Source organism: Arthrobacter sp. B0490, from assembly GCF_002929355.1.
Classification (GTDB): domain Bacteria; phylum Actinomycetota; class Actinomycetes; order Actinomycetales; family Micrococcaceae; genus Arthrobacter_D.
In genome coordinates this window covers 1-12,627 of record NZ_PJIR01000026.1, presented here as the reverse complement: position 1 = coordinate 12,627, position 12,627 = coordinate 1, and the positions used below count along the sequence as shown (strand labels likewise).

The following is a 12,627-nucleotide window of genomic DNA, read 5'->3' as shown; positions in this document are numbered from 1 at the left end:
GGACAGCCACGTCCGGACACAACGTCCGTAAGCTGAACCAAAGGAGTGGCAGGTGCCCTGGACGGGGGTACCTGCCACTCCTTCATATCAGCCCCGCTTCGGTTGACTAGGAACGCCAGCGCACGTGGAGACAAACCGCGCGGTGCATCAAGCCTGCCCTCGCGGTTGGGAGCTATGGGGTGGTCCTGTGGGCCTATCGCGGTGTGGGCGTTAAGGGGTCATGGCGGTGCTGAGGGTGGTGAAGGTTCTGCCTTTGGCCAGAAGGTGGGGAAGGGCTTGAGCCAAGCCCGGGCCGGTGCCGGATCCGGGGTGGTTGCCGTGGGCGATGATGATGCTCCCGGGCACCGCAGCACCGGTTTCGGCTGCGACCATCACGGCGGGGTAGGTGGCCCCGCCGTCGGCGTTGAGGCTGAACCCGGCCGGAATCAGATCCAGGGCCAGGCAGATGTCGGCGGCCACATCATCGAGGTAGGCGGTGCCGGGCCGGAAGAACCGGGGGCGCTTCCCGGTCAGCTCCGTCAGGCGCGCGTTGTTGATCATGATCTCGTCGTAGACGCTGCCGGCTCCTTCGGTTCCGGAGATCCCGTACGCGGCGGCGCCGCTGACGCTGAGCGGGTAATGGTTTGTTCCGTGGTTGGCGATTTCGAACAAGGAATCTGCGGCCAGGTCCTGCGTCAGGGCGGGGTTTGCGGTGATCCAGCGTCCGTTCAGGAACAGGGTCGCCGGGACCTGCAGCCGGCGCAGCAGGTCGATGATGGTGAGGTCGGCGCCGTCGCCTCCGGGGCCTCCGCAGAAGTCCAGGGTCAGCGCGATCCCTGCTGGGCCCTGCGGCAGATAGGTCAGGACTCGGGGTGCTTCGAGTCCCCAGTAGGACGGGGGACGCCCGGCAAAACGGGCAATCACCTCCTCACGGGTCAGCGAGAATTCCCTGGGAGCTGTTGTCGGAGCCAGCCGCACAACATCAGTGGCGGTGACGGAGGAGGACGCGGTGGCGGAGGGCTTGGGAGCGCCGCCGGTTCCAGTGCCGGTGTAACCAGTAGGGCCGGGACGCGCCGGATCTGCTCCAACATTGCCGGGCCTGCACGAGGTGAGCGCCAACGCGGCACCGGCCATCAGGAAGGCGCGGCGGCCCGGACTTTCCAACATCATCCCCATCATTTCGACCCGTGCCTGTTACCTACTCTTGAGACCTGCACTGGAAATCAGCGTAGGGTACCCGCCGGAAACGCCCAGCGGCGGCACGCCGGCGAGCTAGACATGTGACTTCATGCCCTGACGCTAGGGCGGTCCTCGCTACGTTGTGTCCAAGCCACGCCGTTCCCCCAAGTACAAGAATTCTCATGGTTGGAGACTTCCAGTCCTCTTGCTCTAATGCACTAACTTTCGCCTCCAGCACAATTGAAGTAACTGTAAGAAGGGAGACGAGAAGCCCATTAGCCGGTCGTTCTACGCCCGTGCAGACGACTTTGCGAAGTCTTACAAGCAACTACAAGAACCGACACGTTTGCCCTCAACGCTTGGAATGCACGCGCAGGCGCCTCATGCGTGCATCGGTCGCTGCTATAGGTGTGGCGTTGGGTACACCCCAATGCCACAGTGTGGATTGGCTCAGATGGTGTGGTTAGGGTCGGCTTTCGGGTTTCGCAACACGTATGTCGGAGGGTCTAGACCTGGTGCAGCGTGGGGTTGCTGCCCGGCTCGTACGGGGCCTGTTTACGGATGGGGGCTGCAGCCCCATGTCGGACGTGTGGGGTAGTGAGTAGGATCGGCGGATGACTAGCTCTGAGAATGTGCCGCTGACTTACCCGGAATTCAACGATCAGGGCGATCGGAACCCGGTTCGTCTTCCACTGACGGAAGCCTCGGAGCAGTGGGAGGTGGACACCGCTCAGGCTGTGGAGTCCCTCGAGCCGGAGGAACCGTGGAGCTTGGGTACGCCCACATCTGAGCCCGACCCGAAGTAGCCGCTGCGCCCAGGTTGTACGTGAGGTCCGTGTGGGCGCCGGCATTGTCATGATGCTCATAGCCCTGGCCGCCTATCGTGGCCGGCATGTCATCGGGCCCTTCCAAGCAAACGTGCTGCTGGAGGCCTTCCACCTCGGGAGGACCGGCAGCCCGAGATCGCAGCCGGTCTGGCCACGGCCTGGCCTGCAGCGGCGGTCCTGTTGCTGACCGGTGGCCTTGCCCTTGTTGTAGCTGGTCTTATCCCGCTGTAGAGGCCACCGTCCATCGCGTTGCCGCCTGTCGCTGGTAGCTTCACCGGATGGATGCCACCCTGCCCACGCCCCAGACCGCGCACACCGTAGCGGCCTCGGTCCTTGCCAGTCGTGAGGGGTTCAACGAGCGGTTCCTGGGCGTCCCGGTGCCCGTGCCGGCGCTGCCCGGCGTCGAGACGGTTCTGCTCCCGTACACTCACTTCTCCGTGTTGATGCGCCCGGACAAGCGCCTGGCCGCGATCAGGGCGCCCGTTATCGATGCGGCGAAGCTCATGGACCTGGACCGGTCCGGGATTCAGTGGCGGTTGGATCCCCGGTTGCCTGAGGACCAGCAGACGGGGGAGCGGGTCTACGCGCGCAACGACATCGACCGCGGACACCTGGTGCGTCGGGCATCAGCGGTGTGGGGGGACACCCGGGTTGAGGCGGTGAGCGCGAATGAGGACACCTTCCATTACATGAACGCTGCCCGCAGGCCGCGAAGTTCGACCAGGGCCTGGAGCTCCGGTTGGGTCTGGAGTCGTACCTGCTCAAGAACGCCGCGGTCAACGGGTGGCGCCTGATCGTGTTCACGGGGCCCGATCTTCAGCGATGTCGACCCCGTGTACCGGGGCGTGGAGATCCCACTGCGGTACTTCAAGGTCGCCGTGTTCCTGCAGGACGGCTCGCTCGCGGCGACCGGGTACGTCGTTGACCAGACGCCGCAGCTGGCTGACCTCGACGACGTACCGAAGCCCGGCGCTGTTGGGGAGGACGCACCACCGTTGGGGCCGTTCAGGACTTTCCAGGTGCCGATCCGCGACATCGCTGCACTCACCGGGCTCGACCTCGACCAGCTTGCCTGGGGTTGATCGGATGCCGATCGCCGCGGCCCTCCCGAGTGCGCGCGTCACCTCGGCCTGGCGGGGGCTTCCAGCCCTGCGTGCCTTGACCTCGATCTCGACCTCAACGACTAATCTCGAGTTTTCGCGGCCGTGTCCCTGGTGCCCGTGAGGGCGATGGTGGATCCCCTCCTCAAAGCACCACCCAGCGGCAAATCGTGGAGCAACACGTCCTGGCTTAGCGGTAGTCAAGCACCTCCCAGCACAGCGCTTCGATCATTGAATGATCGTTAAATCCTGGGTGTGTCTGGCGTAAAGAGGCCATGTTGAGTTCGTGGCGCCCTGACGAAGTATCCATATCGATGGCCTCCCTAATGAGGGCGTCGGTACGCACTACCGCTTCCTCAATGACCTCGTGCGAGTGCATGTCGCCTAGCGCCTCCTCAAGACTGATCGGACCTAAACCGTACTGTCCGACATGTCTCGAGAATTTACGATTGAAACTATGCAGAGCGAACACCCCATCGAGAGCGCTCATCTCTCGGGCCTTCTGGATGAGCAGAAGCCGTCTGGCCCGTACCCGCATCCGGTATTCCTCGATTCGGATCAAGGCCTCGTCGAGCTCGGCCTCATAGCGCTCGGCGGAAAATCCCGGAACGGTGCAGCCGATCTGTTCGACCGCGCCGGCACGGTCCGTTTTACCCTCGAGCAATCGGGTGACCCGGAACGTGGCGGCTTGGCGTAACCGTTGCTCCCGGTGCTCGGATGTCTCCTCTGGCCTGGGACGCATAAGCCGTGGCGGAGAATCTTCCCTGGACATTGTGACCAGTGCTGTATGCACGTGCCGTCGTCGACGACCAACAAAGTGACCGACCCCGACACCGAGGAGAACCCCGCCGGGTATCCAAAGGAGCTGCCCGGTCGATAAGTAAAGCATTGCCCCACCTAGCACGCCGAGAATTAAACCCTTCTGCATTGGGTGCAGGAGACGCGAAGCGCCTCGCCGGACAAGCCGTCGTAAAAAAGCCATCGAGTCAGCCGCGCTGATAGGTGCAGGCGATTAGCAAGGATATGACCTTACGTAGGGAACAGATGGATACACACGTTCTAAAGGTACCGATATTAGTGTGCCGATCTCTCTTACGTCCCGTTAACAGCTGTGAATTCTACATCGAATATGGCGGGGTGCTCAGGTTGGACGGACCTGCCACGGCTCTGCTCCCGTGCAAAAGTATCGCGAAAGCATGCCCGGGTTACCAGAGCCCTCATTACAACGGCCGCAAGCCGGTCGGCCCACGGGCGTCTGCCCTAGGGTGTGATCGGTAGCGCGATTGCAACGTCGACAGCAGACTCGACTGCATCGCGGTTCGCGTCAGACGGATGAATAAGAAGCGACTGTATGGCTTGGACTAGCTCCACAAGACCCGGCGTCTGGATTGTTGAGAGGTGGGCCATCGAAGCGGCAATCGATTCAGTGACGAGGGCATCTACATGGTCTCCGAAGGCACCCGCGTGTGATCCGTGGGGGGCGACGTAGCTCCCTCCGACCGAGATATCGCCGAGGAGGGCCAACAGCAGGATGCGGGTTTCGTTTGGAACGTCGCCGGCAGCGACAGCTGCGATGAACGGCACTGTATAGGCTGTTGCTTCGTACACCGTGCCCTGATGACAAATGTTCGAGTAAAGCCCGTCGCTAAGTGCCAAAAAAGAATCGGTTCGAAGGGCGGCCAATGATTGCGGTACATCGCCTGTGATTGCAGGTGACCTATCGTCGGCGCTGCCTAGCCGAACGTGGCCTCTACCGTAGGCGTGCTTCAGTTGACTCCAGTCGACCTGATCGAGTTCGTCCAAAGCGTCGAAGCCCGTGCCGCTCGGTTGATACAAAGCGTCCATACAAGTGAGAGTAACCAGGCACGAGCGCGGCACGAGCCCTTCCCGGACGGAGGGAAGGGTGCTCGGTTTTGTGCGTCGCTATGTTGCCGATGCCATCGCGCTATCCTGCCCGTAAGCCGGTCCCTGCACGTGCGCCGCTCTACTGGTCCTTGGTGATGATTCCTCCGCTGTGGACGGGGCGTACTTCGACCCCACCGGTGCTGGTACGGACTGCCGGATTCAGGCGGGCGACGGCGATGGCGGCGTCGAGATCCGGTGCTTGGATGACGTAGAAGCCTGCAACGAACTGGTCGGCCTGGACGAAAGGCCCCGCCGTCGTGCTGTCGTGTCGGAGGGAGATTGCGCTGGCCCTGGGTGTCAGCGCGTAGGCAAGGGACATCGAGCCTGAGGTCTGAAGGTCTCGTGCGTGCTGGTCGTTCTCCTCCAGGTCGGACTCAGACGCTTCGAGGGCGTGGAGGGACTCGTCCGCATAGATGAGGATGGCGAAGTCGGGCATCGGGTGGCCTTTCGGTGGGTTTGGCTGATTTTGCAGCTGCAGGAGTGGCTTCAGGTGTGGGTTGGTTAGTTCACGACGAGGTTCTGATGTCCGTCGATGAGTTCACGCACGATGTCCAGGTGACCGGCGTGGACGGAGGTTTCCGCGAGGACGCGGAACACGACTTCACGGCCGTCTGCCATGGGCGGGTAGCCGAACTCAGCAGCGGGGGGCCACCAGCGGGGAGGGGCATCCAGATCGACTTCGGCCAGTACCCTGTCGCTGCTGGTGATCTGCTCCTGGTAGATGCTGACGGCGTCCGCGCCGGTCATGGGTGTGGAGTGCCATCCGTCATGACGGGCTTCAATGGCGGCAGCGTTCCCGCCGAGGACGGCCGAGATCCAGAACATCTCGTCGTCGTACGCAAGGTGGTTCAGTAGGCGGGTCACGGTCCACCCCGAGGGCACGAGCGGCGTGCTCAGGTGAGTTTCAGTAAGCCCCTCGACGGCGCGCAGCACGTGGGCACGCTCGGCCGCCAAATGAGCGAGCAACTGGGCATCGCTCACGCCTTTGACTCGTAGCCGATCAGCCACCGAAGCCCCTGGCGGTCGGTGACCTGGCCGTCCGCGCCGTCCCACGCCCGTTGCACCAGGGGATCGATCGCCGATCCGCCGACGCAGAGCCTGGCGAACCACTCATGCAGCACTGCCGGCTCAGCGGTACCCAGCAATGAAAGCGACAGACCTTCGCACCGCACCGAGGACTTTCCATCCGACGTGTCAGAGCCCGCGAGGGAAACAACGCCATCAAGGACCCCATGAGCTATAGCGTCAGGCGGGCCATCGGTCCTCCCGTGATCCTCATAAGAGTCCAGGGACAACTCGCCGCCGAAAACATCAGCATAAAACCCGAGTGCTTCCCTCGCGGTTCCAGGAAAGCTGATGTAAACAAGGGGTGCAGCCATGATGGTTACTCCTGACATTGAATGAGGTCTAGCAGGCCGAACAGCCCCTCACTACTCCTTAGACGATCCTGTGACGGCAAAATCATCGGCCTCAATCATGTCCACAGCTATGTGGCGCGATTCGGCGTGACCCGGTTCGAGCCCGAAAGGAACCGAGTCTAGTGACAGCTAACACCGTGCCCGCTCGGAAAGACAGGATTCCGGCCGTCCCCGTGCACCAGCAATTCTCCACCTCCCAATCCCCAGGACAGCTCGTATTGGCCGTCGTCGTCCGAGAGGTCCTCGACGGCGGCGAACAGGGATTGGGCAGAGTGGCATCCATCGGCCGAAGGTACCAGCGGCGAGTGACCGACAGGTGAACGCGTTAGACCTTGACCGGCGGAACCAGGGGGCGGCGTTGGATGCGGAAGATTGCGATCTCCTTGCCCGTTGCGTACCCGCACGCGGACGCCGGCACGATCGCCAGAGCGAGTCCCTGCCAGGGAGGCGACAGCAGGAGCAGGACGGCCAACCCAGCGAAGATCAAGCCGTAGATGGGCCAGTCCGGTCCCCGGACTCCAGTAAAGAGGCCGATGACACCGCCGGCCAAGAGCCCCGCTGCGGCGACCACCAAAGAATGCGGGAAGACCGTGCGTGGCAGGGAGGTGAAGAAAAAGACCAGCAGCCCGACAAAGGGCACCAGGGGGATCAACAGGCAGAGCCAGAAATCACGGGCGCTCCGACGTCGATCCGGCTTCTGTTCTTTCACAACAACCCCCATACATTGATCTGCTCAGTCTAAATGCCTCCCATTTACAGCTGCTATCTGATGCCGGAAGTCACCAGACGGTGTTGGGGTGCAAGGCAGTCCGTTGCCGGGCGTCGAGGTTCGCGATACGCCGATACAGGGTGGCGCGTGACATGCCGAGGTCCCGGGCCACGTGGGATGCGGGTTGGCCCTGGTCGATGAGTCGGCGGGCGATGGCGATTTAGCTATCGGAGAAGACGGGTCGTCGGCCGCCGAGGTCCAAGCCGGCGTCGCGGCGTTTGGTGTTGGAGTCATTGACGCGTTCGCGTTTGATCTCGAGTTCCATCTGCGCCAGCGCTGCCCTCACGTGAAGGTCATGGATCCCATCGGTGTGCCGGTGTCGACGTTCCCTCCGCCGAGGTTCAGCACCCGGAGGTTCACTCGTTCGGTTTCGCCAGGACCAAGTCGTGCTGGTGCTGGTGGACGCACGAAGCCGGGTTGCCGATAGCAGCGCATATGACAGTTCTCGGCGGTACAACGAGCTCTTCAGTATGAAGGAGCAATGAAGCTGAGGTGCGAGCGGTAGCTCGCCGGCACGGCTGTATCCCCAGGGATCGAAGACACAAGAGCGAACTTGCACGGCGGTCGATCCTGCGCGTAAAACGACCAGCAGTTCTCCCGCTACGAACTCTTCGCGGTTTCTGGCATGGCGCTTGTTCTGACCCATTGCTTTGCAACCCGCCCCGCGCGGGTCATCCACCTGTGGGCGGGTGGAGCCTGGAGGAATGAGCTCAAAGCCGTCCACCTGTGGGTGGGCCGCCCGCACCGGCGGCGCGGACTCTGGTTACTCTCGACACCATGAACCCCACATGCCGCCTGCGCTCTACAGGGGAACAGCATGCCCGGTGCGTCGTGATCCTCCGCGGGGTGCCAACAGCTCGGCGCCGGCACAGGATACGGCAGGGGAGTGGTGATGGCTGATCGGACAGGCAGGGGTCGTCGTGCGTTTCGATGACCTGGTCCTGATCGAGGACGAATACCCGCACGGCGCGTGTGAGAACAGGCAGGAATGGTTGCTGATGTACTCCCGCGGGGTCCCGCCGGCGGTGATCGCCATGTGGTGCAGGGTGGATGTCCGGCGCGTCCTCCGGGCCGTCGACCGTCGGATTGGGAGGCATCCGGAATGGTTCGACCGGTGCTGGCTGATCCATGACCATCCAGTCCTGAGTCTCGACCGGCGCCGTAATCGACGTAGTCGTGAGCAGGTGTGGTGGGAGCACTACGCCGCCATGGCCGCTTCTGTGGAGCGGACGGGTGGGTTGCCGGCGCAGAACGACAGCGTGGAGGCCCGGGTCTTGTACCGGTGGTTGGAGAACCAGCGCCGCAGCCACGACGCGGAAGGCTCGCCCAGGACAAGGTCGAGGCCCTGGGCAAGGTGGGGGAGTGGGTCGGTACGAGGAAGGGCGAGCCGGAGGAGTTGTGGGCGCGGCGCCTCGAGCAGGTACAGCAATTCCGTGAGGAGGCTGGCCGATTCCCGGTCTATGACCCGCAGCGCCACCCGGACGAGAAGGTCCTCGCGGTCTGGCTGGGTCGCCAACGCACTTGGCAGCGGAAGGGCCGGCTCCGCACTGACCGGCAGGAAACCCTGACCCAACTACTTCCGCACTGGGATGCACCCGCCACTAGCCGGTAGCACGCCCTTCAGTCGCGGATGCTGTCCGCTAGCTCCTCCTTGTCACTTGGAGAGGGCTACGCAGCGGCTCCTCGTGCGGCTTCCGGTTCAATCGGGTCGGCAGGTAACAGCAACAGTCAGGGAACCACATAGGTAGTCCACGAGTTTCCATGCCTCTTACCGAGCCCTTCGGGTGAGTTGACGGTCGAGACCGACCGTTACGGTCGGGACGCGTGGTCGCTTTGTCGTCTGAAGGTGGAGGCATCCCCTGATCCTCGAGGGCCGGTCGACAATCCTTTCACCGGGTGAACGGAACGCGTTGGTCCTGGGTTGATAGATCCCGCGGGTGGCAGAAAGTTCACACTCGTGCCTTATTTCGGCAGTGGATCGCACAGCAGCTACTTTCGATAAGTCAAAGGAGGATTCTGATGAGTTCGGAGGGAGTCGATCTGCGCTTACTCAAGTGGTGTCGGGGTGGGTTCGTGGCGAGGGTATGAACGCGCCGCGCTACGGGCAGGGAACAGCAGGATTCGCGCCGCTCCGGGCCGCAGCCGCTCAGTTCGCCGCTGCTGAGTAGAGGCAACCATCTGGTGCCTATCGCCATGGCGGATTGCGTCTCACAAGGAACGGCGGAAAGTGCCGGTAATGTCGTAGGCCCAGACTCAGTAGAAGGTGAAGACATGTCGTCAGATTCCGGTGCGCCTCGTTACACGGTGAGTGACGAAGGCGAGTTCCTGCGGGTGAGGTGGGCTAGTGGCGTGACCGTCGATGCCAATGATGCTCGATCGAGGATTGCCACGACCAACGCAATGTCTCCATGCGGAAAACGTCCCTTGCTCATACACATCGGTTTGGCCAAGCAGATCACGCCCGAAGCCAAGCAATTGTTCGTCGAGGACACGTCCTCGACCCGGCTCGCCATCCTCAGCGAGGACGAGGTCGGCAGGGTGCTTACCTCGTTCAATCACAGGTCCGCCATACCGAGCGGGTATTTCAACAACGAGCTCGAGGCAATCACCTGGCTCACCGAAAAGTCAGCCGGCGAGGTCGACGCAGTACTACCCGGGACCTTCAGCATGGAACTGCGAGAAGACGTGTTGTGGGTTCAATGGCAATCGAACACGAGCGTCATCGAGGAGGACGCGGCAGCAGTTCTCAAGCATGCGAACCAGCTTGATCCAGTGGGCCGTCGACCAATGCTCATGAACGTGAATCAGATTATTCTGTCTCAGGCCGCTCTGAATCTCTTCGCTCAGAAGCTGAACGTCGTCTCTCTAGCCTTTGTCGGCACTGCAGATGACGACATCATTGCTACCCACTTCAGGCAGCACCACCGCCCGTCGTACCCGACCAAGCATTTCGAGGCTGTCGACGAAGCACAAGTCTGGTTGTCCCACCACAGTGGATGAAAGTTCATGGGCTAAGCCTCGCTTCTAATCCGGCTGCTTCGCCGTCAGTACGTCGAACTTTCGCGCTAGGCGGGCACCACCGGGCGGGCTGGCCGAGGGCTTCTGTCAGGACCTAGGGTGGCACAGGACATGCCCACATCGACCAGGACGGCGTCTTTGCGGTGCTGTGATAGCTCTGGGTCGGCGGTGAGGATCGCAGCCAGCCGCCCTCGAGCTACGATCTCATCCCAGTGAGGCAGGAAGCCGTGCTATTTGGTCACGACGGTCTGTCTCTGACCTTTTTGGCAACTCTTTGACGCTCCCCGCCTCAGACCTGGTCACCGTAGTGGGGTGCCAGTCGCGGGGTGAGGTGTGACCCACCACCGGCGGTGTTTGAGCAGAAAGCCTCGTGCCTCAACGGTGAGGTTTACCCATAGGTGGACGGTTACGAGCGTTACCCTTCGGGTCCCATGTGCCCGTGAATGGACGCCCAGCACCATGAGGCGTCGCGAGAAGTGCTGTGGCGGGGTGTGGTGCGGACCCACCAGCGTGTGCGCGTCCGCGAAAGGTACCAGCCGGTATCAGCTGTGCCTCTCCGGTAGGTAACAGATGCGATGGGTTGCGATGGTGATCTAGTGTGGGCGCACTGGTCTCAACCTTGTTCTGCTTGATTGTGGGCGGGTGGTTTTCCCGTGGAGGGGTGTGTGGTGGATCAGTTCGTGGTTGGTCGAGATGATGAGGTGTTGTTTCTGCGGTGGCTGCCGGGAGTGCGCATTACGCACGCTTTGGCGGTAGAAGCGGCGACCGCCCTTAGCCAGCTCAGTAGGGGGGTGATCCTGCCATTGGTTGTCGTGATGGGTGGGATCGACGGGCTGACGTTGAAAACACGGATCGAGATGAACGCGTATCAGGGGTTCAGCGTCGTCGCGTTGGTTGGTGATGGCCCTGTGGACGAGGTCCTTGCAGGTTTCGCCCATGGCTCGCTCACCCGAACCCGCTACTTCACCGATGAGGATGCGGCCAGGTCGTGGGTCGACGATCAGACGGATTCCCGGGAAGAAGGTTCAGCCGCTTGAGGCGGGGCGGGGCCAGGCGCCGAGCAGCCAGCTCACGATCCCAGTTAAGGATCACTCATCATGCTTTAGCTGATCAGCGGTTGGGACGCGAAGTCGTTTTTCGTCGTCCTTCCGTGTGCCCGCAAGGACCTGCGCAGCCTGACTGCGAGGGTTTTGAGACTGTCGGCTTCATGTCCGACGCGTGAAGTAGGCGGGTAGGTGGTTTCTGTGCGGCTGATCCATGCGGTTTGCAGGCCGGAGGCATTGGGTCCGTGGACCCCGCTTCACGGCGGCCGTTGGGGCAGTGCTTTAGCTCCACGACGTTCGACGGTGATCAAAGTTCGAAGCGTAGGTGGTGAGGACTGCTGGTGAAGAGATTCCCAGCCCAGATGAGGTGTCATTGGTGATGTCGTTGATAAGCCACCACACGTTGTCCATCGTGTAGCCGCGATCCCGGTGCTGGCTGGCTGCGTGGGCCTCGACCGCCCGCAACGCGACCCCGGCATAAACCCAGTCCTTGACTGTTCGATCGCCCTCACCGCCGTATTTGGCCCATAACTCGTCCTGCCGGGTCTTAGGAAGCCGCACAACAACCCCGTACGGACCGCGAAAGTCACCCAAGGGCCCTTCAAACCGTGCCGTCAAAATACCGTCCGCAGCCTCAGCGGACGCAAGCTGTAGCCCGCTGATCCGGGGACACCCCGCGAATACTTGTTGAGTGGCCTCAACGTACTCGCCGAGCCGAAGCTCCATGAATAGTTTGCTCATAACAACCAGTCTTACCTCAGCCGGGCACGCCCGAAACACCGGTGCTGGACTTGATGCCGGAGTCGATGTCGTATCTCAGCGCCCGTGGAGGTGCCACAGCTCATCGCGGAAGCCGGATTAGTAGACCGAGACCTGCTGCCACAGATGGACGGCCGTAATCTCAGTCTTGCGGGCTTCTTCCGACCACGGGTGGGGTTCCGGCCGCGCTCCTCACGGTGTCCGGTCGATCGATTTTGCTATTGGCGGTACCCGAGCGAGCTTTATCGCTCGACTGGGCATGTGCCGAGGCGGCCGATCCTTGATTACCGGCGGACGAGCCCGCGAGTCAGCGATACTCCTGCAAGATGGTCACCATCGTCGATGACCATGCTCGAACAATGATGGGTGATTGGCTAGAGTCACCGTCCGTTGCCTGGTGAGGCACGAATGAATCAGGCGGGCAAGTCCGACGAATTCTCGATCGGTGAGTTCTCGGGGCCAGTCCTACTGGCCCCGGCCCCTGAAGGTGGAAACGAGTAAGCCAAGCCTCAGGTTATTCGGGAATGCGTCATCGTGATCGGGCTCAGGCGGTTGCGACCGAGTTGTTTCCTTCGGTCTCGATGACCGGGTCGCCGGACTGGTAGGTGACCGTGTTGTCGTCGCCTTCTA

12 protein-coding genes and 3 pseudogenes are annotated in these 12,627 nt (G+C 62.2%); 4 read left to right on the top strand and 11 right to left on the bottom strand.

The window, feature by feature from the left end; genetic code table 11:
• Positions 1-210: 210 nt before the first annotated feature.
• Positions 211-903 (bottom strand): polysaccharide deacetylase family protein, encoded by a 693-nt coding sequence (locus tag CXQ97_RS18200; RefSeq protein ID WP_258062763.1) that lies wholly within the window; start codon positions 901-903, stop codon positions 211-213.
• Positions 904-1,234: 331 nt separating this feature from the next.
• Positions 1,235-1,342: pseudogene (locus CXQ97_RS20700) on the bottom strand (NAD-dependent epimerase/dehydratase family protein); the annotation flags it as partial.
• A gap of 921 nt (positions 1,343-2,263) precedes the next feature.
• On the opposite strand from CXQ97_RS20700, the pseudogene CXQ97_RS20455 reads away from it, so the two are divergent.
• Positions 2,264-3,067, top strand: a pseudogene (locus CXQ97_RS20455) (DNA/RNA non-specific endonuclease).
• Between the two features lie 208 nt (positions 3,068-3,275).
• On the opposite strand, the gene CXQ97_RS18180 reads toward CXQ97_RS20455, so the two are convergent.
• The 7 genes and pseudogenes from CXQ97_RS18180 to CXQ97_RS18155 form a co-directional block, all read right to left on the bottom strand.
• Positions 3,276-3,749, bottom strand: coding sequence for a hypothetical protein (locus CXQ97_RS18180; RefSeq protein ID WP_146069719.1), 474 nt, complete (start codon positions 3,747-3,749; stop codon positions 3,276-3,278).
• Positions 3,750-4,345: 596 nt separating this feature from the next.
• Positions 4,346-4,930, bottom strand: a complete 585-nt coding sequence (locus CXQ97_RS19675) for a hypothetical protein (protein WP_146069718.1) — start codon at positions 4,928-4,930, stop codon at positions 4,346-4,348.
• Positions 4,931-5,069: 139 nt separating this feature from the next.
• Positions 5,070-5,426 carry a YciI family protein gene (locus CXQ97_RS18175; protein ID WP_104182298.1) on the bottom strand — a complete coding sequence of 119 codons (357 nt, stop codon included), beginning with the start codon at positions 5,424-5,426 and terminating at the stop codon, positions 5,070-5,072.
• 65 nt (positions 5,427-5,491) lie between these two features.
• Positions 5,492-5,971 (bottom strand): DUF664 domain-containing protein, encoded by a 480-nt coding sequence (locus CXQ97_RS18170; protein ID WP_104182297.1) that lies wholly within the window; start codon positions 5,969-5,971, stop codon positions 5,492-5,494.
• Entirely contained in the window at positions 5,968-6,369 is a 402-nt protein-coding gene (locus tag CXQ97_RS18165) for a VOC family protein (RefSeq protein ID WP_104182296.1), read from the bottom strand. The genes CXQ97_RS18170 and CXQ97_RS18165 overlap by 4 nt, the downstream gene beginning before the upstream one ends.
• 364 nt (positions 6,370-6,733) lie before the next feature.
• The gene (locus CXQ97_RS18160) at positions 6,734-7,117 is read right to left on the bottom strand and encodes a hypothetical protein (protein WP_146069717.1); all 384 of its coding nucleotides are present in this window, start codon (positions 7,115-7,117) and stop codon (positions 6,734-6,736) included.
• Positions 7,118-7,187: 70 nt separating this feature from the next.
• A pseudogene (locus tag CXQ97_RS18155) lies at positions 7,188-7,531 on the bottom strand (helix-turn-helix domain-containing protein); the annotation flags it as partial.
• A gap of 832 nt (positions 7,532-8,363) precedes the next feature.
• Between CXQ97_RS18155 and CXQ97_RS20695 the strand changes: the two are divergent.
• From CXQ97_RS20695 to CXQ97_RS18140, 3 genes are all read left to right on the top strand, one after another.
• Positions 8,364-8,789 (top strand): helicase associated domain-containing protein, encoded by a 426-nt coding sequence (locus CXQ97_RS20695; protein WP_104182294.1) that lies wholly within the window; start codon positions 8,364-8,366, stop codon positions 8,787-8,789.
• A 659-nt stretch (positions 8,790-9,448) separates the two neighbouring features.
• Positions 9,449-10,177 carry a hypothetical protein gene (locus CXQ97_RS18145; protein WP_146069716.1) on the top strand — a complete coding sequence of 243 codons (729 nt, stop codon included), beginning with the start codon at positions 9,449-9,451 and terminating at the stop codon, positions 10,175-10,177.
• 686 nt (positions 10,178-10,863) lie between these two features.
• Positions 10,864-11,232, top strand: coding sequence for a hypothetical protein (locus tag CXQ97_RS18140; RefSeq protein ID WP_146069715.1), 369 nt, complete (start codon positions 10,864-10,866; stop codon positions 11,230-11,232).
• A 288-nt stretch (positions 11,233-11,520) separates the two neighbouring features.
• Here CXQ97_RS18140 and CXQ97_RS18135 read toward each other — a convergent pair whose 3' ends face one another.
• On the bottom strand, positions 11,521-11,979 hold the full coding sequence (locus CXQ97_RS18135) for a hypothetical protein (protein WP_104182291.1): 459 nt from the start codon (positions 11,977-11,979) through the stop codon (positions 11,521-11,523).
• Positions 11,980-12,541: 562 nt separating this feature from the next.
• A partial coding sequence (locus CXQ97_RS20690; RefSeq protein WP_146069721.1) for a DUF3060 domain-containing protein occupies positions 12,542-12,627 on the bottom strand: 86 nt, incomplete at its 5' end.